The sequence below is a fragment of the Nitrospina sp. 32_T5 genome (assembly GCF_052156635.1).
GTDB lineage: Bacteria > Nitrospinota > Nitrospinia > Nitrospinales > Nitrospinaceae > Nitrospina.
Genome location: NZ_JBQKUO010000003.1, coordinates 21,502 through 46,531 on the forward strand (window position 1 = coordinate 21,502; position 25,030 = coordinate 46,531).

20 protein-coding genes are annotated in these 25,030 nt (G+C 59.1%); 7 read left to right on the forward strand and 13 right to left on the reverse strand.

Annotation, left to right across the window (positions count from 1 at the left end; all coding sequences use genetic code 11):
- Nucleotides 1–48: 48 nt before the first annotated feature.
- Nucleotides 49–972 carry a hypothetical protein gene (locus ACTRW9_RS08480; protein ID WP_442429011.1) on the forward strand — a complete coding sequence of 308 codons (924 nt, stop codon included), beginning with the start codon at nt 49–51 and terminating at the stop codon, nt 970–972.
- A gap of 23 nt (nt 973–995) precedes the next feature.
- Nucleotides 996–2,045 (forward strand): molybdopterin-dependent oxidoreductase, encoded by a 1,050-nt coding sequence (locus ACTRW9_RS08485; protein ID WP_442429012.1) that lies wholly within the window; start codon nt 996–998, stop codon nt 2,043–2,045.
- A gap of 32 nt (nt 2,046–2,077) precedes the next feature.
- On the opposite strand, the gene pgl is transcribed toward ACTRW9_RS08485, so the two are convergent.
- From pgl to gnd, 3 genes are all read right to left on the reverse strand, one after another.
- Nucleotides 2,078–2,818, reverse strand: coding sequence for a 6-phosphogluconolactonase (gene pgl / locus ACTRW9_RS08490; protein ID WP_442429013.1), 741 nt, complete (start codon nt 2,816–2,818; stop codon nt 2,078–2,080).
- Between the two features lie 8 nt (nt 2,819–2,826).
- Nucleotides 2,827–4,359, reverse strand: a complete 1,533-nt coding sequence (zwf, locus tag ACTRW9_RS08495; RefSeq protein ID WP_442429014.1) for a glucose-6-phosphate dehydrogenase — start codon at nt 4,357–4,359, stop codon at nt 2,827–2,829.
- Nucleotides 4,360–4,460: 101 nt separating this feature from the next.
- Nucleotides 4,461–5,357, reverse strand: a complete 897-nt coding sequence (gene gnd / locus ACTRW9_RS08500) for a phosphogluconate dehydrogenase (NAD(+)-dependent, decarboxylating) (RefSeq protein WP_442429015.1) — start codon at nt 5,355–5,357, stop codon at nt 4,461–4,463.
- A 190-nt stretch (nt 5,358–5,547) separates the two neighbouring features.
- On the opposite strand from gnd, the gene ACTRW9_RS08505 reads away from it, so the two are divergent.
- A complete protein-coding gene (locus ACTRW9_RS08505) occupies nt 5,548–6,477 on the forward strand; it encodes a hypothetical protein (RefSeq protein WP_442429016.1) in 930 nt (309 codons plus the stop codon).
- Between the two features lie 30 nt (nt 6,478–6,507).
- Here the strand turns inward: ACTRW9_RS08505 and ACTRW9_RS08510 are convergent, their stop codons facing one another.
- The 7 genes from ACTRW9_RS08510 to ACTRW9_RS08540 form a co-directional block, all read right to left on the reverse strand.
- On the reverse strand, nt 6,508–7,224 hold the full coding sequence (locus ACTRW9_RS08510) for a TVP38/TMEM64 family protein (RefSeq protein WP_442427378.1): 717 nt from the start codon (nt 7,222–7,224) through the stop codon (nt 6,508–6,510).
- Between the two features lie 156 nt (nt 7,225–7,380).
- Nucleotides 7,381–8,535, reverse strand: coding sequence for a hypothetical protein (locus ACTRW9_RS08515; RefSeq protein ID WP_442427379.1), 1,155 nt, complete (start codon nt 8,533–8,535; stop codon nt 7,381–7,383).
- A gap of 142 nt (nt 8,536–8,677) precedes the next feature.
- On the reverse strand, nt 8,678–10,249 hold the full coding sequence (locus ACTRW9_RS08520) for a tetratricopeptide repeat protein (protein ID WP_442427380.1): 1,572 nt from the start codon (nt 10,247–10,249) through the stop codon (nt 8,678–8,680).
- Nucleotides 10,250–10,370: 121 nt separating this feature from the next.
- The gene (locus ACTRW9_RS08525; RefSeq protein WP_442429017.1) at nt 10,371–11,075 is read right to left on the reverse strand and encodes a phosphate ABC transporter ATP-binding protein; all 705 of its coding nucleotides are present in this window, start codon (nt 11,073–11,075) and stop codon (nt 10,371–10,373) included.
- Nucleotides 11,072–11,920: a PstA family ABC transporter permease gene (locus ACTRW9_RS08530; RefSeq protein ID WP_442429018.1), complete on the reverse strand. Its 849-nt coding sequence runs from the start codon at nt 11,918–11,920 to the stop codon at nt 11,072–11,074. The genes ACTRW9_RS08525 and ACTRW9_RS08530 overlap by 4 nt, the downstream gene beginning before the upstream one ends.
- Complete coding sequence (pstC, locus tag ACTRW9_RS08535) at nt 11,917–12,804, reverse strand: phosphate ABC transporter permease subunit PstC (protein ID WP_442429019.1); 888 nt, start codon at nt 12,802–12,804, stop codon at nt 11,917–11,919. Before pstC ends, ACTRW9_RS08530 begins: the two co-directional genes overlap by 4 nt.
- 26 nt (nt 12,805–12,830) lie before the next feature.
- On the reverse strand, nt 12,831–13,688 hold the full coding sequence (locus ACTRW9_RS08540) for a phosphate ABC transporter substrate-binding protein (RefSeq protein ID WP_442429020.1): 858 nt from the start codon (nt 13,686–13,688) through the stop codon (nt 12,831–12,833).
- A gap of 254 nt (nt 13,689–13,942) precedes the next feature.
- Here ACTRW9_RS08540 and ACTRW9_RS08545 point away from each other — a divergent pair, with 254 nt between their 5' ends.
- Entirely contained in the window at nt 13,943–14,779 is an 837-nt protein-coding gene (locus ACTRW9_RS08545) for a class I SAM-dependent methyltransferase (protein ID WP_442429021.1), read from the forward strand.
- On the opposite strand, the gene ACTRW9_RS08550 is transcribed toward ACTRW9_RS08545, so the two are convergent.
- Complete coding sequence (locus tag ACTRW9_RS08550; protein WP_442429022.1) at nt 14,758–16,104, reverse strand: hypothetical protein; 1,347 nt, start codon at nt 16,102–16,104, stop codon at nt 14,758–14,760. The two genes, ACTRW9_RS08545 and ACTRW9_RS08550, sit on opposite strands and share 22 nt — an antisense overlap.
- A 178-nt stretch (nt 16,105–16,282) precedes the next feature.
- Between ACTRW9_RS08550 and ACTRW9_RS08555 the strand changes: the two genes are divergently transcribed.
- Together ACTRW9_RS08555 and ACTRW9_RS08560 are read left to right on the forward strand one after the other, a co-directional pair.
- Entirely contained in the window at nt 16,283–16,705 is a 423-nt protein-coding gene (locus ACTRW9_RS08555) for a tetratricopeptide repeat protein (RefSeq protein ID WP_442427387.1), read from the forward strand.
- A complete protein-coding gene (locus tag ACTRW9_RS08560) occupies nt 16,702–17,685 on the forward strand; it encodes a formylglycine-generating enzyme family protein (RefSeq protein WP_442429023.1) in 984 nt (327 codons plus the stop codon). Before ACTRW9_RS08555 ends, ACTRW9_RS08560 begins: the two co-directional genes overlap by 4 nt.
- 116 nt (nt 17,686–17,801) lie before the next feature.
- Here the strand turns inward: ACTRW9_RS08560 and ACTRW9_RS08565 are convergent, their stop codons facing one another.
- Together ACTRW9_RS08565 and ACTRW9_RS08570 are read right to left on the reverse strand one after the other, a co-directional pair.
- Nucleotides 17,802–21,431 (reverse strand): vitamin B12-dependent ribonucleotide reductase, encoded by a 3,630-nt coding sequence (locus ACTRW9_RS08565; protein ID WP_442429024.1) that lies wholly within the window; start codon nt 21,429–21,431, stop codon nt 17,802–17,804.
- A gap of 447 nt (nt 21,432–21,878) precedes the next feature.
- Nucleotides 21,879–23,321 carry a transglutaminase-like domain-containing protein gene (locus ACTRW9_RS08570; protein ID WP_442429025.1) on the reverse strand — a complete coding sequence of 481 codons (1,443 nt, stop codon included), beginning with the start codon at nt 23,319–23,321 and terminating at the stop codon, nt 21,879–21,881.
- Nucleotides 23,322–23,521: 200 nt separating this feature from the next.
- On the opposite strand from ACTRW9_RS08570, the gene guaB reads away from it, so the two are divergent.
- A complete protein-coding gene (gene guaB / locus ACTRW9_RS08575) occupies nt 23,522–24,991 on the forward strand; it encodes an IMP dehydrogenase (RefSeq protein WP_442429026.1) in 1,470 nt (489 codons plus the stop codon).
- Nucleotides 24,992–25,030 lie beyond the last annotated feature (39 nt).

The following is a 25,030-nucleotide window of genomic DNA, read 5'->3' on the forward strand; positions in this document are numbered from 1 at the left end:
CGGTCCGGTTTGCAAAGGGGCGCAGGAGTTTTTCTCCAAGGAGAGATCATGCGGAATCCAATCCGGCCCACCCCGTTTTGTATCTGGTCGCTGGCAGCGACCCTGTTTATCCTGACCTCTTTCGCGGTTTCCGCACAGGCGGAGAGCTGGAAAACCTTCAAGCATCCCGCCGGAATCCAGTTCGACTATCCCGGAGACTGGCTGCTGAAAGAGGACGAATCCGGTATCTATGTCATCCCGCAGCCGGTGCAGTTCAACCCGCAGGGCATCCCGGAAGAGTTCCTGCTGTTCCAGAGCGTTGCCGCGGAAGGCATCACCGACCCCAGGGACCCGCGCGTGGCGCAGTTCTTCGACCAGATCTGGACCACCAATTTCCCCGGCATGAAACGCTCCGACCAGCCGAAGGCGTTCACCACCAAACTCGGTGCGGCAACGGTGATGACGTTCGAGGGCAAGCTCCCTGCCGGCGTGACGCACAGGCATGTGGTGTTCCTCACCATCCACCAGGACCAGGGAATCTACATGATTCACCTTGCTCCGCAAAACAGCAAACGCGGCCTCGAAAACACGGCGCGCAAGGTGTTCGCCAGCCTCGCGTCCACACCGCCTTCGATCGACTCCGCGCTGCTCCGCAGATGGTCGAAAAGCACCACCGAAGGCAGTGTAGGCATTGGAGCCTCCGTATTCGCCAATTCGACGGTCACCTGGACGTTTCAACAGGACGGCACGGTGCTGTATTCATCAAAAACACGTGTGGACGGCAACACCACGGGGCTCGGCGTGAACGCGCATTCGGAAGGAAGCCCGAATGTAACGACCGGACGCTACTCCGCCGCCAACGGCCAGTTGTTCATTTACTGGGAAAGCGGAGCCACGGAACGTTACACGTACAAGGTTTTCCTTGACCACGAAGGCACGCCTTCGCTCAAGCTGGTGCCCTTCGGCGAAAAGAAAGCGCAGTACTACCAGTAACCCGCCGGGATGACTTTCGCGCCATGACCCGCAGTGCTTTTTTACGATTCGTTCTGGTGTCAATCGTGCTGTGCCTGATTGCGCCCTTTCGCGCGCTGGCGCGTCCGTGGCGTACAACGCACTCTCAAGCGCACCGGGGATCGGTCCTGCATGTCTCCGGAATGACGCCGGACATCGCCCGCCCCACGGGCAAGTTGCCTCCCATCACACCCGTCAAACGGTTTTACGTGGAAGACATCTCCGGCCCACCGGACTCGCTCCCGCGCGATGCGTCTGATTGGACCCTGCGCATCGAGGGTGACATTGCCAGACCGCAGTCCCTGGATTATGACGATATCGTGAAACGCCCGTCGGTCACGCGCATCATCACACTCAACTGCATCGGCAACCCCATTGGCGGTTACGCGATAGGGAATGCGAAATGGACCGGTTTGCCACTCGCGCAACTGATCGAAGAAGCCGACCCGGATTTCCTCGCTGACACGATGGTGTTGAAAGGCGCAGACGGTTACCACGACAGCCTGCCCCTGCGTGCGGCCAGACATCCCGGTGCACTTCTTGTCCACGGCATGAACGGAAAACCGCTGACACGCGACCACGGGTTCCCGCTGCGCGTGCTGGTTCCGGGGTATTACGGGATCAAGCAGGTGAAGTGGCTGAAGGAAATCCACATCCAGAACGGACCGCACACGGGATACTGGCAGAAACTCAACTGGACCCAAAGCGGCAAGGTAAAGATATTCAGCCGCATCGACCACCCGCAACAGGGGCAGTGGCTGGAGGCCCGGCGCACGACTCTGCGTGGTGTGGCGTTTGCGGGCGACCGGGGTATCCAGTACGTGCAGGTGTCGCTGGACGGAGAAAAAAGCTGGTCGCTGGCGAAGCTGGAAAAACCGCTGTCGCCTTACTCGTGGGTGTTCTGGTCGTATCCAGTCACCTTTCCACACTCCGGACGCTACCGCATCGCCGTACGCGCAGCGGACCAGTACAGCGGCATCCAACGCGACGATCACCGCAACCCGTTTCCCGCCGGCGTTTCGGGCATTCACCGGGTCGATGTCAACGTGATGTGATCGGATGCGGCGGGTTCCGCCCCAACGCAGTCCTATCCCAACTTCCCGGCGGCAGCAGAATCCACCCACCACTCCACCCGCTCCGCGTCCACAAGCGCGGCGGGGTAACGTTCCTTTCGGTCGGGAGCGTGGTGCACCGACGCCAGTCGTTCCGCTTTACTTTCTCCCGTCACCAGAAACGACACGCACGCAGCGGTATTCAACACGGGAAGCGTCAACGTGATGCGCGCCTGGCCGCTCTCCGGTTGCCTGGCCACGGCGCACAGCTCGCGGCATTGCAGAACTTCTGTTTGACCGGGAAAGAGCGACGCCGTGTGTCCGTCCGCCCCCATGCCGAGCAGGACCCAGTCGAAACGCGGCACGGCATCCGCGGAAATTCCGAATGCGCGGCGGAGTTCCTCCGCATAACGCCGGGTTTCATTTTGAGGGTCCTCCTCGCCGCGCATGCGGTGGATGTTGGGATCGGGAAGAGGAACGTGCCGGATCAATGTCTTGTCCGCCATGCAGTAATTGCTTTCCGCATGATCCGGCGGCACGCACCGTTCATCCCCCCAGAACAGGTGCACGCAGGACCAGTCGATGGCCTTCGCATTGTCCGGATGCGCGACGATCTCCAGCAGGCGTCGCGGAGTCGAACCGCCGGGAAGCGCAATACGAAACGGCAACCCGTTGGACGCCGCCACGCCGGCGCGCCGCACCCACTCCTTGGCCAATGCGTGAGCGGTGGTCTCCGCATCCTTTTGTACGACCCAGTGGATTTGTGAATCTTTCATGTGGAAGGTTACAGCTCGCAGAACAGGCCGTCTTCGACCAGGTTCCGGCAGGGGTAATGCCAGTCCATGCCGGCCAGGGAGAAGAGGGCATTGGCATGCCGGGGCCCCCATGTTCCGGCGGGATAACCGTAGATGGCTTCGTCCGGCTTGGAGGCCCAGTGTTTCAGAATGGGATCGACGAACCGCCAGCAGGATTCCACCGCGTCGCCACGCGCAAACAGCGTGGGATCGCCCTGGATGCAGTCCAGCAACAGGCGTTCGTAGGCATCCGCCAGGCTCGTGTCACCCAGGTCGGAGTAATGAAAGTCCATGTTGACTTTCTCCACGTGAAAGCCGGCACCCGGACGCTTCATCCCGAAGTTGAGCAGAATGCCCTCGTCCGGCTGAATGCGGATGATGAGCTGGTTGGGTACGGAGACATGCTCGCCCTTGTGCTGGAACAGGATGTGCGGCGTGCTCTTGAAATGGATCACCACCTCCGTCACCCGCGTGGGCAGGCGTTTTCCGGTACGGATGAAAAACGGAACCCCGCCCCACCGCCAGTTTTCGATGAACACCTTCATCGCCACGAATGTTTCGGTTCGCGAAAAGGGATCGACGTGCTCCTCTTCCCGGTACCCGGGAATGATCTGTCCGTTGATCTGCGACTTCGTGTACTGGCCCCGCACAACCGACGCTTCCACATTGTTTTCTGTAATGGGTTTCAGGGATTGAAACACCTTCACCGTTTCGTTGCGCACGGAAAACGAATCGAACGAAGGCGGCGGTTCCATGGCGATGATGCCGAGAATCTGCAGGAGGTGGTTCTGCACCATGTCGCGAAGGGCACCGGAGGCGTCGTAATACCGGCCGCGTGTGCCTATGCCCACGGTTTCCGCGGCGGTGATCTCCACATGGTCGACGAAGTTTCGGTTCCACAGCGGCTCGAAGATGCCGTTGGAAAAGCGGAACACGAGGAGGTTCTGCACGGTTTCCTTGCCGAGGTAATGGTCGATGCGAAAAATCTGCGGCTCGCGGAACACCTTGAGCAGTTTCTTGTTGAGCACCTGTCCGGAGGCCAGGTCGTAGCCGAACGGCTTTTCCACGATGATGCGCTTGTAGGCCTGATCGGGTTTCTTCTCTTTTTGCAGACCCGCCGCACCCAGGTTTTCGATGATGATTTCATACATCGACGGCGCAATGGACAGGTAGTAGATGAAATTGCCGTTGGTACCCAGGCTCTCGTCCAGTTTCTTCAGACGTTTTGCCAGCTTGTCGTAATCGCGGGACTCTCCCGGATCGATGGACTGGTAATACAGGGCCTTGGCGAACTTACGGAAGTCTTCGGGATGGGGTTTTTCTTCGGCGTCCTCGACGCCCTCCGCGAGGGATTTGCGGAAAGCGGCGTCGGTCATTTTGGTGCGGCTGACACCCAGAACGGCGAATTTTTCCGGAAGCATGTCCTTCTGGTAAAGATTGAACAATCCCGGGACAAGTTTACGCCGGGTCAGGTCGCCGGAGGCGCCGAAGATGACGAGGATGCAGTTATCGAGTTTGACCATACCCCCCTGCCCGCGAAAAGGTGTGAACTGAAGTTTGTGGGATGACTGGAATCCGTTTCATTATAAAACGGAAACCCCGGCCTGAAACAATCCTTCACCCCCTATTTATTTTTCACCGCATGACCGCCGAACTGGTTGCGAAGAGCGGCAAGGAGCTTCATGGCGAACGAGTTCTGCTGACGCGACTGAAACCGCGCGAACAGGCTCTGCGTGATCACAGGTGCCGGGGTATCGAAATCGATGGCCGCCTGCACCGCCCAGCGTCCTTCTCCACTGTCTTCCACGTACGGCTCCAGTTTCGACAGGTCCGGGTCGTCCCTCAATGCCCGCTCCGCCAGATCCAGCAACCAGGACCGCACAACGCTTCCCTTCTGCCACACCCCACTCACCGCATGGAGGTCGATGTCGAAGGGAGAGTTGTTCATGATCTCGAAGCCTTCGGCATACGCCTGCATCATGCCGTACTCGATGCCGTTGTGCACCATCTTGACGAAATGGCCGGAACCGCTGGCGCCCACGTGCAGGTGTCCGTTCTCCGGAGCCAGCGCTTCGAAGACGGGTTCCATATAACGGCACGGTTCATCATGGCCGCCGTACATCAGGCAGTAGCCTTCCTTCAATCCCCACACACCCCCGCTGGTGCCGCAGTCGATGTAATGCATGCCGCGGTCATGCACTTTTTCCGCCACCTTTCCCGTATCCCGCCAGTTGGAATTGCCGCCGTCGATGATGATGTCGTTGGGATTGAGCAATTCCATCAGGACGTCCACCGTCTCCCAAACCGGGGTCCCGGCGGGCACCATGATCCACACCGCCTTTCTCTCCGGCAATCGCTGTACCAGCGTGTTGAGGGAGTCGGCGGCCTGCGCCCCCTGCCGGACCGCAAACGCCATCCTTTCCTCGGAACGGTCATGCGCCACCACCTCGTGTCCCGCGGAAACCAGCCGCTGGACCATGTTCGCGCCCATCTTTCCCAATCCCACAAATCCGATCTTCATATCCCCTCCTTTCGGGTGGTCCGGGTTCTGTGCCTGCATGTGTTCATTATATACCCTGCACGGTCTACATCGGAAAAGCAGGCTTTGAATTTTTTCCGGAATCAGAATACAATTTCGGCACCTGAAATCGTTCTGCCATTTTCGAGTTCGTTTTCATTTTCCAGATTCATCCGCAAGTTGACAGGTACCCATGGAACTTCCCCCAACATCCGGCCCGGTCTTCACTGAGGACCAGCACACCAACCTCTATCATTTGAATGAACTGTACGGCAACGTCGCCCAAACGGTTTCCGCCGTCATGCAAAGCCGTTACGGAATGGACATCCCCATTTCGTCCGGGATCTGGGGCGGTACGTACCTCATCGCCGAACCCAACGGCAAATCCAAGCGGCGCATCTGGAGGTATTACTGCATCGTCAACCTGCCATCCGGCGGTCCGCTGGAGGAACACGAAAACCTGGAAAAACTGGTCGGTGTGTATTCCACCACCCTTCGCCAGGCATTCATGCCGGAGGGTCTGGACCTCAAACTCAAGATGTGGGGCGGCCGCCTGCCCTACACCAACAAGGTCAAACCCAACATCACCATGCACATGGAAGACGCCACCGAAACCGTGCGCTGGGTGAGGCCCATATTCGTGTGGAACACGGCGACATGGGAGCAGTCCATCATTTACGACACCCTGCGTCTGGTGAAGGAACTGAAGCAGAACCTGAACCGTGACCGCGAACCGCCGCTCAAGGATCCTCAACAGATCAAATACCTGCTCCAGGACATCATCATTCTTTACAAAACGCTGGAGCAGGCGCACGATCCGGATTTCATCGAGCACGCGGAGGGATTAATAAAAGACATGACTCAAGCCTTCCTCCAGGGCCTGTCCGAACCGGACGAAATTCTGAACTGGTACCACAAGGTGCACCAGTATCTGCTCATTTATGGATACGAGCAGACCCTGGAGATGCATTATCAGCCCTACCGCCTCGACGTGCGTGCAATGGAACACTGGCCGGTGGGCAAGATCAATTTCGTTCCCGATGAGCTCCAGACGAAACTCATCCCACCCATCCAGAGCATCTTCGCCACCTTCCGCGAGCACCTGAACAATCATTCAGGCTAAAACAACGGTCACAAAGAAAAACCTCTCCCCTTACGGGTCGTTGGCGCTTCCCGCTTCCTTCACTTCCGGCGGCAGATTCTTTTTACCTTTAAATTGTTTGTAGAGTGTTGGAATGAGGGCGAACAGGCCGAGCAGGGCAAACGACCCCAGCACTTCCGGCGAGGCGATGTCGCCCAGCTTGTCGATGGAGGCGAGGTTCGCCCCGGCGTTGGCGTAGACGAAGGAACCTGGCATGATTCCGAACATGGTGCCGATGAAATACGTGCCGAGCCGAACGCGCGTCAGTCCGGAGACCAGGTTGATGAGGAAAAACGGAAAGAGCGGAACCAGCCGCAAAAACAGGATGTATCCCAGTGCGTTGCTGGAAAAACCGTCATTGAAGGTCTTGATGCGGTCGCCGAATTTCTTTTCCACCCATTCCTGAAGCAGGAACCGCGCCACCAGGAACGCCAGCGTCGCCCCAACGGTCGCCCCGACGTTGACGATGAGAGTCCCCGTCCAGGCACCGAAGATCGCCCCCGCAGTGAGCGTGAGGATGGTCGCACCGGGCAGACTCAAAGCCACGGTCACGATATATACGGCGATGAAACCCAGGATCATCGACCACGTGTTGGCTTTATAAAATGCATCCAACTGGTCGCGATGCGTTTTCAGGCTTTCCAGCGACAGAAACCGGCCTAGATCGAAAACATAAAACGCGACGATGGCCAACGCAAACACCAGCAGCAGTGTGATCTTTTTTTTCATACCTGGCTTTTCACCCTCTGCTCTCAAAGAAGTGTTGAAACCGCTTCAGTATACCAGACGCCGGCAATGGATATGGATCGTGCGGTTGAGTCGTCAGGTAAGGCTTTTCCTTACAAATGGGAGACATTTGGGAGACGGGACCCGGCGAAGGCTGGCTCAGCAACCGTGTTCTTTGGACATCCGTTTCAGGCGGTTGTAAAACACATCCTGGATTTCCCGACGTATCTTCGCCGACTGGTATTCCACCATGCTTCCGCCTTTTTCAATGAACCGGATCTGCTGAATGACCCCGGTGCACAGGGGATTGGGTTTCCGGGCGAGGTTGACTTTGTTCTCCAGCAACATGAGGTCGCAGAACTCGATGCCCGCCTTCACCGTGTCCAGATACTTGGGATTGACCTTGAGCCCACGGTGATCAATGAGGTGCCGGCTGATTTCAAGCGCCATGGTGAAATGCTTCTTCGCCGAAAGATAGTCGCCGTCCAGCACCGCCTGGATGGCGAGCATCATTTCGAATCCCTTGTTGCCGGGAAAGTCTTCAATGGGGACATCGGTGAAATAACGCGTTTCATATTCGTTCATCAACTCCAGCGCCCGGCGGCGTGCGGTTTTGGGTGATAAAGAATCGCTGTCGGCAAGCCCTGCGTTGGCCGGATTGATCTGCTCGGAAATGTAAAACCAGATGAGCGTTTTGAGCGCCAGCGGCCGGGACAGAATTTTCTTTTCCAGCGCACGCTCGATGTGCTTGAGTCCCGTCAGTCGCAGGTCCTGCCCCCCCTGCAGAATGAAGTTGCCCAATCCCCCCAGCCGCGTGTTGCCGTAGCGGTATACGCCTAGCCCCACATGCGCGTCGGCGTGATGCGGATCGAGGCTGAGGGCGTCTTCAAGATGATTGTCGGCGCGCAGGCCGTCGATCAGGGCCGAAAGGATGTGTCCTTCACCATACTCGAGAAGGGCCACGTACCCTTCCGCCACCCCGAGAAAGAAAAACGCATCGGCTCGGTCTGACTGCTTCAGGTTTTCGCGTTCCAGCAGTTTGTTGGCGATATCGATGGTCTTCTGCGAATTGGATTGAAAGGATTTCCGGATGGATTCTATCTGGTAACTTTCGGTGAAGGACAGGGTGTGCGTGAGCTCTGCATGCAGAGCGGCGGAATAAAAATACAACTTCATGAGTTCCAGTTGATGGGGAATGCTTTGCGGTTCCGATTCCAGTTCGCGGATGCGGTGTGCGAACCGGTCGAACCACGGATCAAAACGGTAATACAGCGTGTCGATCACCGCCTTCTCCGCCATCTCGTATGCAGACATTGGCTGAGAGGGCGATTCCTTCCCACTCACCGAAACCGGAATCCCGGCAAGGACAACCGCGAGCAGGATCATCAACCAGGGGATTATGGGTTGTCTTGCTGATTGCAACATAGGGGTCTGGGAAGTTTTCATAAAAGCAGAGTCATTCGGGGGCGGCAACAAGCAGTTGACGGATCTTCGCCACGCGATCGTGGTCCTTCAACTTGAGGTACAACTTTTCGGCTTTTTTCAGATGCGCCACCGCCGGTTCTTCCACGTGAAATACTTCGCGGTAAAGGTACCCCAGAAGATAATGTGCATCTGGAAAATCCGGCTTGATGCGCAGGACTTCGACGAACGCGTCGCGCGCCGCATCATGGTTTCCGCAGTCCATGCAGGCGAGTCCCAGAGAAAACCGGACCTGCAGGGAATCCGGCGCCAACCGTGCGGCCCGCTCGAACATGTCGAGCGCGGTTTCCAGCTGGTCCTCAAAGCGATACGCCGTACCCAGGTAATAGTACACGTTGTAATTGTCCGGATCGACTTCTCTTGCCTTCTCCAGCACATAGATCACATCGTGGTATTCCCCCCGCCGCAGGTAGGCGGCAGCCAGGGCGATGTGCGCATGGATGAAATCGGGCTTGAGCCGGATCGACTGCTTGAACGCGCCAATGGCGCTGACCAGCGTGTCCATCCCCTGTTCTTCCAGGCTGCCGTAGGCAACGCCCATATTGTAATAGGCGTCGAGAAAGTTCGGTTCGAACGCGATGGCCATCTTGTATGCGTCGATGGCCCGCTGGTAGAGTCCCAGCGTTTGCAACCGAAGACCTTCTTTCATCCATTCCTCTGCGGAGTCTTCTTCCGGTGCTTCTTCGCGCGACTGGTTCAACTGCTGCGCCATCGACGCACGCAACAAATCGCCTTTTTGAACATAAAGGTGTTCGGCTTCCTCCAGGTACTTTTTGCGCCGTTCCTTGTTGCGCAGTTTTTTGATATGCAGGGCACCCAGTTCGTAATAGGCGTCGGCGAACTTCGGCTGAATGCGCACCGCATTTTTGAACGCCGTGCGCGCCGCGGCGTTCAGTTCGTATTCGATGAATGCGTGCCCCAGCATGTAATATGCCTGTGCCAGGCATCGCACTTTTTCGCCTTCTTCCTTCTCAGCCAGCGTATCGGGATCGATGTACCGCCCCAGGTTGTCCGAAGCGTAGGTCAGCCAGTGATCGGCCACGTTGAAATCCTGCACTCGCTGAACGCTGTCCTTCATGGCGGAATAGGCTTTCTGGTCCTTCCCCATCAACCAGCAGGCAATAGCCAGATCGTAATAAACCTGCACGGCATCGGGTTTCAGCTTGAGCGCCTTGCGGTAGTAATCCGCTTCCAGTTTGTGCTTGCCCATGCTTCCACACACGTAACCCAGCATGTGATAGACGGGGTAGGCCTCCGGCTCTTTTTCCATTACATCGGAGAACACGCCGAGCGCCCCCAGGTAGTTGCCGCGCACACAGTGCATCACCCCGTCCAGAAAATACTCCGGGTCCTGCCAGTCGTAAGGAAACAGCTCCATTACCGGTTCCGCCTTGCGCCGCACGGCCTTGTCGGTCCGGTGAAACCGTTCGACTTTTTCCAGCATGTCGGGGTACTTCTTGAGCAATTCCTCGCCCAGTGTGGAAAGGGCTTCGTCTCCCGACGTAAGGGAGAAACTGGATTTGCGTTCAGTGCGCGGCTTTTTCATGATGGACGGAAGATTCCGGTCAGATTGTCAATCTCCCCGATTATAAAAGGAAGTGCAGAGCTTTAAAAGCACAACGCGAAAAAGCCGGGTCAAAGCGTAAATTCAGGGGATATTTGGCGGGTTAAAGAGGTTGCCCGTTGTCCACCCGGAGCGTCCCGTTTTCCACGCGCAGAATACAGTCGGCGGTGCGCCGGGCCTGCTCTACCTGGTGAGTCACCCACACGATCGTGTGCCGTGACTTGAGGGACAGGATCAATTCCTCAATGGCCCGGGCGGATTTCGGATCGAGCGCCGAGGTGGGCTCGTCCATCAAAAGTATTTCCGGGTCGACCGCCAGGGTTCGCGCGATGGCGAGGCGTTGCTGTTGTCCCTGCGACAACGTCGGTGCAGGATCGTCCAATCGATCCTTCACTTCATTCCAGAGAAATGCTTTTTTGAGCGCCTGCTCGGCTCGCTCGGGAAACTCGATCTTTTTTTCCGGAAGATGGTGACGCAACCCAAACACCACGTTGTGGTAAATACTTTTTGGGAACACACAAGGTTTCTGGAAAATCAGGCCCACACGGCGGCGCAAGGCGTACTCATCCACGGGATCGTTGTAAATATCCTGCCCCAGGACCGAAACGGTTCCTTCCACGACAAAACCGGGCAATGCGTCGTTCATTCGGCAAAACGCGCGAAGCAGCGTGGATTTGCCGCTGCCCGAAGCACCGGTCAGGGCACAGACCGAATTCCGTGGGAACGCCCCGTACACGTTTTTGAGCACCACCCGGTCCCCGTAGCGCAGAGTGACCGCCTCCAGCGACAGCACCGGTTCATCGCTCATCGTTGGGCCTCCATTTGAATTCGCGTGCGCCAGAACAACGCAAGTGCGATCAGCCCCATCACCCCCATTAACAGGACAAACGCCGCACCCCATGCCTGAGACACGGCCTGAGGATCGAGCGCCTCCTGCGCCAGCACCAGAATGTGTGTCTGCAGGGTGGTGACAGGTTCGGTGAACGAGCGCGGTACGGTGACACCGGAGAACACCGTCGCGGTGAACATGATTGCCGCCGTCTCCCCCGCCGCGCGGGCAAGACCCAACAGGGTCCCCGTAACCAACCCGGACACGCTGTGCGGAAGAATGACGGACCGGATCAATTGCCCCGGCGTCAACCCCAACGCCAGTCCCGCCTCGCGATAGTGCGTGGGAATCGACTCGACCGTCTCGAGCAGGCTGATATGCAGTGTGGGCAGGATCATGATGGCGAGGATCAACGTGCCTGTGAGCCACGACACCCCGGTGTCCAATAAAACCCCGAACACGATATAACCCATGAGGCCGAACAGCACCGTCGGCATGGCGTTCAGCGAATAGATGAGGGAACGAAAACTTTTCTTTAAACGCGGGGAGCGCACAAACTCTGTTGTGAACAACACCGATCCCAACGCCACCGGCAGGCACACCAGGGCCGCACCTGTCATCAACAGCACCGTACCCAGAATCTGATACCGCACGCCGCCGGCCTGGCCAAACCCGGACGACGGTTCGGTGAGAAAAGCAATATCCAGAACCGGAGCGCCGCGCATCCACACCGTCACCAGAATGAATCCAAGAATGAGGCAGCCGAAAACAGCAAGCGCGCCGGAGAAGGCGATGCCCAGCTTTTCAAATGCGCGCCGGTTCATGCTTTCACCCTTTTGAGAAGCCGGTTTCCAAGCCACGACAGCATCATGACCATGACGAACAGGATCAAGCCCAGCCCGATGAGTGCGTGCCATTGCAGACCGAATCCCAACGACTCCGCCGCTTCGCGCCCGATCTTGGACGGGATGCTCTGTCCCGGAAGAAACACGTCGAACCAGGGGTCCGGGATGCGGTCGAGTCCGCCGATCACCAGCATCACAGCGATGGTTTCGCCCATGGCGCGCCCCATGCCGAGGAACACCGCACCCGCGATGCCGGGTACAGCCTGCGGCAGGACCGCACGCAGAACCGTCTCCCACCTCGTGAGGCCCAGGCCCAGTGCCGTGTCACGCACCTCCCCCGGTACCGCCTGCAGGGCGTCTTCGGCAAGCGTCATCACCGTCGGCAGGATCATCACCGCCAGCAACAGTCCCGCCGTGAACAGCGTGTTGCCGTCGATCAATCCGAAGACATCACGCACCCAGACCGCCACCAGCGTGACGCCCATCAGGCCATACACGATACCCGGCACCCCGGCGAGCAGCTCCATCACCGCCTTGACCATGAGGCGCGCGCGAGACGGCAGGAATTCCGATGTGAACACCGCCGCACCCAGAGCCACGGGCAACGTGAACGCCAAAGCGATCGCCGTCACCCACAAAGTGCCGGTGATCATCGGCAGTGCGCCATACACCTCACCGGGAAACCATTCGGTACCCGTCAGGAAAGAAACGCCCTGTTGCGAAAAAATGGGAAGGCTTTCCCATAAAAGGAAGGAGAACAACACCGCCACCACCAACACCGCCATCAGCGCCATCGCCCCGGTCACCCAGAACGCCGGGCCCCGGTAGGAAGAAACGACGATGGACGGGGTGCGGAATTGCATGCAGAGGACCTCCTGCGGATGGATAATCAGTTGACGGGCACAGGGCCGTTGACCGGAATGTAACCGGACTCCTGCACGATGGCCTGTCCCTTCGGCCCCAGCAGGTAATCGATGAACGTTTTCACCTCACCCCGGGACCGCCCGGCAGTGACCAGGTTCAGGTTGCGCGCGATGGGAAACGACCCGTTCCTTACATTTTCCAGCGTGGGTTCGATAACCCGGCCTTCGGTGCGAATGCCCACACCGGAAACGTCAGCATTGATCCACGCCAGGGACAACATGCCGATCGCGGCGTCGCTCTGCGCGATCTTGGCCTGCTCTTCGTTGTTCGATCCGGTCACCAGCCGCGCCCCCGGAGCCCGCGCCTTTTCGTCGCCGAACACGAACCGCATGAACACATGCCGCGTACCGCGATGCGGTTCCTTGTCAATAACGATTATGCGGCGGTCGGGTCCCCCAACCTCTTTCCAGTTGGTGATCCGGCCCTGGTAAATGGCGCGGATCTCATCGCGGCTGAGCGATGTCACCCCGGCCTGGTAAACTTCCGACGAGATAACGCAGGCCACAGCGTCGCGTCCCACCACATGCACCTGCAAACCCACGTCGCCATAATGCGCGGTTTCTTCCGGCGACACCTGGCGTGAGGCGAGCCCGATGTCCAGCCGTCCGGTCCCGACGCCATGGATTCCGACGCCACTGCCGCCAGCGTTGACGGTGATGCGAACACCCTCATGCAGCCGTTGAAAACGCTCGGCGGCAACCGTGAGGACAGGCAGCACCGTGGTCGACCCCCCGACACGGATGAGTGTGTTGTCCTGCGCCGGTGAAGGGACCGCATTCATGAACAGGATCGCCAGCGCACCCGCAAGCACACGAAAAATCAATGAGACCTCCCTTTTGGCTCGCCCTTCAGATTGAATGACCCGCCTCCTCCCAGTATATCTGTATATTCATATATTTATATATACGGGGCAATCGGTTTTTTCGTCGCAGTACAGGGGTGCTACCTTACGCGTTTTTTTGAATACGGACAGATCCTGAAACGGCCTTCCTCCCCAGCGCCCGTCCGGCTTGCAAATTTCGCCGTTACGACTATGATGAAAGGCCGTTGTCCTCAACCCTTTTTGAATTTTCAGCCGTGGCCGCATCCTTCCAGCTCTTCGCACCCGACTCCGAATTCCTGACCACCGATACCCGCGCCACCCGCTGGGCCATTCCCTACCACCACGCCTGTCTCAACGCGCGTGTGGATGTCCTTTTGAACCGGAACCGGGTTAACGTGGCAGGTGCGCGAGTGCTCGACCTCGCTTCGCACATCGGCACGTTTTCGTATGCGGCTCTCCAGATGGATGCGGCCTCCGTGCACGGCGTCGACACCGAAGCGGACACGATCCGCCGTGCGGAGACCCTGTTTGCCCGTCACGAGGTGCCCACGGAACAATTCCGGTTTGAAGTGCGGGATGCCTTCGACCTGCTGGAGACCTGCGGCGTAGATGCGTACGACACGATTTTCTGTTTCGGCATGCTCTACTACACGGCGGAGCCGTACCGTCTGCTCACCCTGATGAAACGCGCCGCGCGTCGCACGATCCTGCTTGACACCTTCACCGCCGCGTATGCGGCTCTGCAGGGCAAGGATGCGTTGAGTATCCATCCTCATGTGACCGATGAAGTTCTGAATCTCCCCATCCTGTTCACCACGCTCACCCAGGCGGAGAAAAAGGATTACACGTTGCCCGAATCGTTTCCGCACAAGGACCGCAACCTGAGCCTCACCACCTTTCCCAGCATTCCGCTTCTCGAAACGTGGTTCCAGTCATTGAACCTGAAAGCGACGGCGATGGACTGGTCGGCCTACATCGAAAGGCCGTGTCACTGGAAAGAGTTGTGGACGCCGGAGCAGAAGAAGGCGTCGCACTGGGCGGATGTGTATTCGGCTGGGGTGCGCGCGGCTTACCGGCTGGATGTGGCGTGAGCCGGTTCTCTGGCGGATGAGGAGGTTTCGGGTACGGCCCCGGAGGGGGTGCGGTAAATCCAATGCGCCTGCACAGCCAGCTTGCCGTGCAGATAGACCATGAGCCACCGTTTCAACCCTTCCTGCGCAATCGTGAAAGCAAAATCACGGAACAGGATGCCCGGGTGCCCGCGCCGAAACGCCTTGTAGATGAGAGTCGAATATTTCACCGCCGTGCCCACCTTGTATTTACGCAGAAGATTGAAGATCTGGCTTTCCAGAATCCAGTCGGTGGTGTCTTTCATTCTCAGCATGTGCGACAGGCGAAGGTCCAGGAGTTTGCTCAGCACCGGCTGTTCCCGCAAGGCGGCCACCTGCTCGGCGAACCGGGCCAGGGCTAGCAGCAGATCGTACGGGCGGGCTTCCAAAAGGGGATCGTCGGAGTGCGGGTGATGGTGCCGCGCAATGTCCGCTGCCAATTGCTGATACACGGCGCGGGTCTCGCTCCACTTGAGGGGCCGCGTGTGAAATAGAATCTGTTTGCGCGAGGCGCGCACCAGTTCCTTCACATCCGGAGGCAGGACGCTTTCCGCCACCGGTTCGGGTTCCGGCAGGTCGTCCAGATCCTTCAGCACGTCTTCATCCGGCGCCGTTGCGTCGGGGTCGCGATCGCGGTACACCTGGACGGCGAGCTCGCCCACCGACAGGTACCAGCGCAGAAGCAGGACGCGGAAAGCGATGTCGTACACGAAATAAAACGCCATCTTCATCGACCAGAACGTGAGGTCGAGAAGCCGTGCCGCCATGACCGCCCAGCGGGTGATCGAAAAAAACCTGAAACGGCGGGCGGCGCGGCCCACCTTGGATTCATCCCACCGGGTTTTCTGTTTCCACACACGAAGGAAGGAGCGCAGGTGGTGCAGACGGAACCGGGTTAAAGGACGCACTCCCCGCTGGCGGGAAAGCGCTTCCGCCTGATCCCGGATTTCCAGAAACGCGTCCAGCAGTCTGCCGAGCCGCGCTTCGCGCAAGGGGTGATGCGATTTGGGATGAAACGGCGCGGCGACCGACTCCAGCAGCGCACGGGTATGCTCCCACACCTTCAACTCGGATTCATCCAGCACCCAGCGCGCGCGAAGCGTGTCACAGCGAGTCACCACCGCTTCCAACGCCGCCTTTTCCGCCGTGTCCGTACTGGCTTCCAAACGCTCGCGCAAACGTTTCAGGCGCGACAGGTTCAGCCACCCGACGCGGACCACGCCGTACCCTTTCAACGTCAGCACGGCCAGCAGAACAAGCAGGAGCGCCGCGCCGCCCACGCCCAGCCCTGTCACCCAGTCCGCCATCGTGTTTCCTCCGCCCCGCACCCTCTCGCAAACCGCCTGAAACCGGGCCGATTGGACCCGGCGGGTATGGCGGTTCCCATCGGACAATGTTATGATTAAATCGAACCTTTCGGTTGAGAAACCGGTGCGGACGCAGGGGCCGGCTTCTTCTTATCCTCTCTTTCAAAAGGAGAGCACGATGCGTACCGTGACCCGGATCTGCCAGCTTTTGGCATTGCTCCTTCTGCTTGCGATTCTACCCCAATGCACGGACAAAAAAAGCAATGAATACGTGAAGGAGGGCCTCAACCACATTGAGGCCCAGGACTTCGGACGTGCGGAGTTGTCCTTCAAACAGGCACTCGAAAAAAATCCAAAAAACGCCGAAGCGCATTATGGTCTGGGGGGTGTATACAATTTTCAGGGCCGGTACGAGGAAGCCAAAGAATCCTTTCAACTCGCACTGCGTTACGATCCGGCACACATGGACGCGCACTACAGCCTGGGATACACCTATGAACAGATGGGAGACCTGGACAAGGCGCAAAAGGAATTCACCACCTACAAACGGCTCAAAAAGCGGTACGACCAATTCATGAAAGACGAGCAGGCGAAACGTTGAAGTCCCTTATATCCAGAGTCCTGATCGTGTTCCTGATGGGCGGCTGCGCCTCCGCGGACCTGCAACCGGCGCACAACCCGCATGCCAAAAAGAAAAACAACACACCGGTTCTGCCCGCAAACGGCAACTCCAAACCCGTCGCTCCGACACCGACCAAGGCAAACACCCAAACCCCCAAGCCGCACCCCGAACCGATAAAGAAAAGCGTGAAGGAATTGAAACCCGCACCGGTTTTGGAAACGAAACTGCTTCCCCCAACCCGTATCAACCGCAAGGACGGCTCCATCATGGTGCATGTCCCTGCGGGGGAGTACCTGGTGCCTCTCGATCCCCCGGGGCAGCACCGCCTCACCGACAACTCGCGCGGCCTCGCAAAAAAATTGCTCCCCGGTTTTTACATGGACCTGACAGAAGTGAAGGTGAAACAGTTCAAGCTCTTCAAACCCCAGTACGACGAGACCGTGCACACGGGCGGCGATGATTGCCCGGAGTGCCCGGCGATGGGCATCGACTGGACGAGCGCACGCAATTACTGCATGTGGGCGGGAAAACGTCTGCCGACGGAAGAGGAATGGGAAGCGGCGGCACGCGGGCAAACCCAACGACTCGTGCCGTGGGAGGGCAAATCCGGTCCCAAACGTGCCAACCTGCTGGGTGAAATGGACGGGTTTCTCGGCGTGGCCCCGGCCGGATCGTTTCCATTGGGAGCAAGCCCCACGGGGGCTTTGGACATGGCGGGCAACGTGTGGGAATGGGTGGCGACGCCCGTGCCGAATCCCACCGGCATCCCCAAACCGGTATCGAATCCGGAAGAACCGGACCCGACCCTGCCTTCATCCGCACCGTCGCAATCGTTTCTGTTGAAAGGTGGAAGCTGGAGCAGTCAGCCCCTGCTCGGCGCCATCTCCATCCGCAATCCCGTCGATGGCACCGTCGTCAACTCCACCTTCGGCTTCCGTTGCGCCAAATCGGCGAATTGATCCACTAAATAGTTTCCAGAATAAAAAAGAAAGGCCGGAGCCCTCATCCTGGCAGGGTGGATGAGAACTCCGGCCTTACGCAATACGGTGACCCGGGGCGTTTTGGCGGGCGAGGATTAGGAACACCCCGAAGTGGCACCGCAGGAAATACATTTCAGACAGGTCCCGTTTCGGACCAGGGTCAACTGACCGCATTCACCGCAGGGATCGCCCTCATACCCTTTCATCTTGGCGATGGCGGCAGAGTTTTTTGCTTCCTTGCTGAGTTGGAGCACCACCGTCCCCAGTTCCTTCGTCGTGGTTCCGGTTTTTTGCGGTGTGCTGTGGCCGTTGCCTCCGTTCCCGCCGTTACCGTGAGTGAGGGACGTGTCTCCTGCCTCACCCGGCTCTTCCGTGCGGGGGACTTTCGATTCGGCGGGCGGTTTCGTTTCCCCTTCCTCACCTTCCGCCTCCGGAGAGACTTCCGTTTCTTTCTGCAAAGCATCGGAACGCAGGTCTTCCGGGGTCACGTGCGCCAGGTCGTAGCGGTCGAGGTAACTGATCGCCAGTTCGCGGAAGATGTAGTCGATGGTGGACGTCGCCATGGTGATGGTGTCGTTGCCGGTCACCATGCCGTTCGGCTCGAACCGCGTGAACACGAAGGCATCGACGAACTCTTCCAGCGGCACACCGTGCTGGAGACCGAGTGAAATGGAGATGGCGAAGCAGTTCATCAGGCTCCGGTAGGCGGCGCCTTCCTTGTGCATGTCGATGAAGATTTCGCCCAGCGAACCGTCCTCGTACTCGCCGGTGCGCAGGTAGACCTTGTGTCCCCCGACCACCGCCTTCTGCGTGTAGCCTTTTCTGCGGAAGGGAAGCGGCATGCGTTTTTTCTGCTGATCGACGAAGACGCGCGTCAGTTTCTCCGCCACCTTCAGGGTGTCGCGTTCGGTTTCATCTTCCAGGTCTTCAAGGTTGAACTCCGCGGCGACGACGCTGTTGAGCGGCTGGCTCAGTTTCGATCCGTCGCGGTACACGGCGGTGCCCTTCACCATCAGTTTCCACGACAGCATGTGCGCCTTGTCCACGTCTTCGATGGTGGAGTTGTTGGGCATGTTGATGGTCTTGGAGATCGCGCCGGAGATGAACGGTTGCGCCGCCGCCATCTTGCGGATGTGCGCTTCGTGGCGGATGTAGCGTTTGCCGTACTTGCCGCACTGGTTGGCGCAGTCGAACACCGGATAGTGCTCTTCCTTGAGATGCGGAGCGCCTTCGATGGTCATGGCGCCGCAGATGTGGTCGTTCGCCTTCGTGATCTGCTCGTCGGTGAAGCCGATGTGTTTGAGCAGGTTGAAGTCGGGCGCGTCCAGTTGATCGCCGTCGATGCCCAGCACTTCCGTGCAGAAGTTCTCGCCCAGCACGTACTTGTTGAAGGCGAAGGTGATATCGAACACGCGCGGCAGTTCTTTCTCCACCGCACCCAGCACGTGGTCGGTGAAGCCCTTCGCTTTCAACGCTTCGTAGTTGATGTACGGGGCGCCTTTCAAACTGGCCGCACCGACGCAGTGGTCGACGATGGCCTGGATCTGTTCCTGCGGATAACCGAGGTTCTTGAGCGCCAGGGGCACCGCGCGGTTGATGATCTTGAAATACCCGCCACCGGCAAGCTTCTTGTACTTGACCAGCGCGTAGTCGGGTTCGATGCCCGTCGTGTCGCAGTCCATGACCAGCCCGATGGTGCCGGTGGGCGCGATGCAGGTGGTCTGTGCGTTGCGGTACCCGTGCTTCTGGCCCAGCTCCAGCGCCTGCTTCCACGCATCGAGCGCCGCCTCGTGCAGGTACACCGGGCAGTTCATGGGATCGATCCCCTGCGGGTACACGGTGAGGCCTTCGTACTCGCGCGCGTCGGCGTTGTGCGCGGCACGCTGGTGGTTGCGCATGACGCGCAACATGTCTTCGGCATTTTCCTTATATTGCGGGAACGGCCCGACCTCTCCCGCGATCTCCGCCGACATGGCGTAGCTGGTGCCCGTCATGATGGCGGTGATGGCGCCGGTGATGGCCTGCGCCTGCTTGGAGTCGTACGGAATGCCGGACACCATGAGCAGCGTGCCGAGGTTGGCGTAACCGAGACCCAGCGTGCGGTACTCGTAACTTTTCTGCGCGATCGCCTTGTTCGGGAACTGCGCCATGGTCACGGAAATCTCCAGCGTCAGCGTCCACAGCCGGCAGGCGGCAATGAATTTCTCGACATCGAACTGGCCCGTCTCCGCATCGTGGAACTTCATCAGGTTGATCGACGCCAGGTTGCACGCCGTGTCGTCGAGGAACATGTATTCCGAGCACGGATTGGAGGCGTTGATGCGGCCGCCCTGCGGGCAGGTGTGCCATTCGTTGATGGTGGTGTCGAACTGCACGCCGGGGTCGGCGGAGGCCCACGTCGATTCGTTGACCAAGCGCCAGATATCGCGCGCCTTAACCGTCTTGACCACCTTGCCCGTGGTGCGGGCCACCAGGTTCCAGTCGCCGTCGCATTCCACCGCGTGCAGGAATTCGTTGGTCAGGCGCACCGAGTTGTTCGAGTTCTGGCCGGAGACGGTCTGGTAGGCTTCCGACGTCCAGTTGGTGTCGTACTCCTCGAACTCGACGTCTTGGACCCCCTGCTCGGCGAGCTGGATGACACGGTAGATGTAGTTCTGCGGGACGAACACCGCCAGCGCATCGCGCACGGCTTTTTTCAGTTTCTTGTTCTGTTTGACGTCGAAGCGGGTGCTGGCGTGGTCCCAGTCCCAGCAGGCATCGAGCACGGCCTTCAGGTGCTTGCGGCACAGCTTGCTCCCCGCCGCCAGCGCCGCCACCTTGCGCTCTTCTTTCACTTTCCACTGGATGTATTCCTCGATGTCCGGATGATCGACGTCGAGCGTCACCATCTTCGCTGCGCGGCGCGTGGTGCCGCCGGACTTGATCGCGCCCGCGGCGCGGTCGCCGATCTTCAGAAAGCTCATCAGGCCGGAGGACTGGCCGCCGCCGGAAAGCGACTCACCGCCGCTCCGCAGTTTGGAGAAGTTGGTGCCGGTGCCGGAACCGTACTTGAACAGCCGCGCTTCCTGCTGCCACAGGTCCATGATGCCGCCCTCGTTCACCAGGTCGTCATTTATGGACAGGATGAAGCAGGCGTGCGGCTGCGGGCGCTCATAAGCGCTCTGCGATTTTTCGGTCTGGCCGGTCTTTTCGTTGAAAAAGTAATGCCCCTGCGGCGGGCCTTCGATGCCGTAAGCCCAGTTGAGGCCGGTGTTGAACCACTGCGGCGAGTTCGGCGCGCCGCTCTGCCGCGCCAGCATGCAGCACATCTCGTCGTAATAATTGAGCGCCGCTTCCTCGTTGCTGAAGTAACCGCTCTTCCAGCCCCAGTAGGTCCAGCATCCCGCCAGACGGTTGAACACCTGCCGCGCATCGGTCTCGCGCCCGAAACGCTCGTCTTCGGGCAGGTTTTCGAGGGCTTCGAGGTCGGGTTCCGACGGGCACAGCCATTCGGGGACGTCGTGCTCATAGCGTTTTTTGGTGACGGCCGGAATGCCCGCCTTGCGGAAGTATTTCTGCGCAATGATGTCCGCGGCCACTTGCGACCACGAATCTGGAACCATAACCCCCGTTATTTCAGAGACTACTGACCCATTTGCGTTGGTGATTTTAGAAGACCGCTCGACAAAATTCAGGCCTTCGTACGGGTCCTTGCGGCTCTTGGTAAATATGCGGGGGATATCCATAAGCTTCTCTCCAGACTCAATGTAGGTGGGTGACTGTCTTCCCCAATTCTCAATGTAATGCCAATGGACCAAGTTTCAATGGCTTTGACCCAATTTCCACTATATTTAGTAGTGGAGGCTCTAACTTAGCACTATATATTGTGATGTCAACGGAAAATTGGAATGCCCTTGTCGGAGTTTTCCGAACTGCCCAAGAAATCAGGATTTAGCGAAACAAGGTTTTTAAAATCTGATAGATAGGGAGGCTTTACCCATCCGGGTTGAGGCCATTACCAACGCGGAAAACCGCGTGTTTGCGTCCTGTACCGGGACCTCACGCAGGCGGGGCTTGGGTTTGCGGAATTGAAAGGTTAAATCACAGCATGAATATTGGGAAACCGGCTGCATGGGGTCGGCAACCCGCCTCCCATAGCGGGGTTCCGGAAGGGGCCGGGTTCTCCACAGGGGCTAATTTTCGAGAACGTCGATGTCGAGGCGGCCGACGAACTCCATCAGCTTCAAGGAACCGTCGGTGTTGCCCTCGGACAGCTTGATGTGCGTCGCGTCCACCCCTTCCTGCCCGAGGGTCGGGTCAAGCGCCCGCCACTCGCCGACATACACCTCCGGCCAGGCGTGATAGACGAAACCCCGGAAGTCCTCCGAGTACACGATGCCGTTCACGACGCGGGTCGGGATGCCCGCGGCACGGGCCAAGGCGGTGTAGAGGTTGGTGTGGGACTGGCATTCCCCGCGCCGTGAGTGGAGTGCGTCCACGGCGGTGAAAGCGTCCACCAGCACCTTCTCAAGATTGGAATACACCCATTTATTGATAGCCAGCGCCACGCGCCAGGGATCGGTACTCTGCCCTTTCAGTTCACGGGCCAGGGCGCGGATCATGGGGTGCTCGGACTGGATCTGCGAGGTGTCTTCGAGGTAAGGCCGTATCGCTTCATCATTGAAGGGAAACGACACCGGATTCGCCGGAGCCGGTGCCTCCTGCTCGATCAACAGGGTCGCCTGGTAGTCGCCGCCTTTCATCGGGGCGGTGTTCAGCACCTTCTGCCGGTGGTCGCTGGGCAGGGAGTCGGGTCCGGTGAGGTTGCGGAGCGTCAGCTTGAGCGCCTTCACCGTGCGCGGCTTTTCGATGGGCCTGTTGGCCTTGACCAGGCTCAACGTGATGAAGTTGCTGACCGACATGGCCTCCGGCGGCAGTTCGCGCGCCACCGAGGCGGGTTCCTTGACCGACTCAAATCCCTGCACCGTGCGCTCGCGCAGGACCGTGCCGTCCACCGTGGCCCAGGTGAACGTCTTGATGCCGGAGTATTCCTGCTTGATGACGTAGGTCTCCACCGGCTTGCCGCGGTGGTCGATGGTCTCCTGCCGCAGCACTTCGTATTGGAGCGGGGCGGTCATTTGGAACGGCTCGATCAACAGCGTCATCGTGCCCTTTTTGCCCACTTCCAGCCCGGCATGGACGAGGTTCAGCCACGCGGTGGACGCGGGCACGGCGTCGGCGGGCAGGTCCATTTCCTTGTCCTTGCTGTAGCCCTGCGTGGTGATGTGATAGAGAAGTTTGCCGTCCTCCACCCGCGCCTCGATGCGCTGGCGGCTCCCCATGATTTCCTGCAGCAGGCTGAAGGTTTTGAGCTTGAGGTCCGGGGTGAGGCGCGTGTCCTGCGACACCGAGGTCACCTGCTCGATACCGCCGGCCTCCAGCCGCAGGAACATCTGCGTGTGGACGCGGATCTCGTCCTCCTTCACCTCCACCACGGCGCGGTTGAAGCCCAGCTTCTGGCCGTTGAAGTAGGTGCCGGACCAGTCGTCGCGCTCCACGATGGGCGCGGACGCCGCGGGCCCGGCCAAAAGCAACGCCACCAGACAAACCACCAAAAATGTGAACCGTTTCAACATGCGCCCAGAGTAACACAGGCAATCCGAACCCGGCACAAAATCACAGGCATGGCCGGGTTGACCGCCCGCTTGTCAAAGCATTCCATTTTTCCTGTGAAAACCCGATTCGGGCCGTGCTAAGATAACCTCTTTACACACGGCGGCCGGCATCGTGCCGCCCGTTTTGGACTGTTCGGCAACCACACTCTCCCCCCGATTTCATGGCCAGAAAACAGAAAGACATCGAAACCTATCTCACTTTTGACGACGTCCTGCTCCTGCCCGCTTACTCGAAGGTGATGCCTTCCGAGGTGAGCCTGAAGACGCAGTTGACGCAAACCATCACTCTCAACTGCCCGCTGGTGAGCGCGCCGATGGACACGGTGACAGAGGCCGACCTCGCCATTGCGCTGGCGCAGGAGGGCGGCATCGGCATCATCCACCGCAACCTGCCGCCGGAGTTGCAACGCAAGATGGTGGACAAGGTCAAGCGTTCGGTCAGCTACATCATCCCGGACCCCATCACCATGGAGCCGGAGCAGAAACTGCACGAGGCGCTTGAGGTGATGGAAAAGTTCCGCATCACCGGCATCCCCATCGTCAAAAACAAAAAGCTGGTCGGCATGCTGACCAACCGCGACATCCGCTTCGAAACCAAGACGGACAAGGCCATCTCGGAGTTGATGACGAAGGACAACCTGGTCACCATCCAGGAGAAGACGCCCCTGGACAAATCGAAAAAACTCCTGCACGACAATCGCATCGAAAAGCTGCCCGTCGTGGACAAGAAGGGCTACCTCAAGGGCCTGCTCACGCTCAAGGACATTTTGAAGGTCACCGAGTTCCCCAACGCGGCGAAGGACAGAAAAGGCCGGCTGCTGGTCGGCGCGGCACTGGGCGCGTCCACCGATTACATGGACCACATCGCCGACATGGTGAAGGTGGGACTGGATGTGCTCACCATCGACAGCGCCCACGGTCATTCGGAAAAAGTGCTCCGCACCATCCGCGAGATCAAAAAGTCGTTCCCCAATTTGCAGGTCATCGGCGGCAACGTGGCGACGGTGGAGGGCACGGAGGCGCTCATCAAGGCCGGGGTGGACGCGGTGAAGGTCGGCATCGGGCCGGGCTCCATCTGCACCACACGCGTGGTCACCGGCGTCGGTGTGCCGCAGATCACGGCCGTGCGCAAGTGCTCGGCGGTCGCGGCGAAGAAGAACATCCCCATCATCTCCGACGGCGGCATCCGTCATTCCGGTGACATCACCAAGGCCATCGCCGCGGGCGCGCACTCGGTGATGATCGGTTCCCTGTTCGCGGGCACGGAGGAAAGCCCCGGTGAAAAAATCCTGTACCAGGGACGAAGCTACAAGGAATACCGCGGGATGGGATCGATCGGCGCCATGCAGAAGGGATCGAGCGACCGCTACTTCCAGGAACTGGGCCTCAACGAAAGCAAGCTGGTGCCGGAGGGCGTGGAGGCGCGCATCCCGTATCGCGGCCTGCTGGCGTACAGCGTGCACCAGTTGATGGGCGGCCTGCGCGCGGGCATGGGGTACTGCGGATGCAAGACCATCGACGCGCTGCGCAACGATTCGCAGTTCATCAAGATCACCATGGCGGGCCTGAAGGAAAGCCATGTGCACGACGTCATCGTCACCAAGGAATCGCCCAACTACCACATCGAATGAACGCCCCGCGGACGCCGCGCCATCACCGGGTGACGCGGC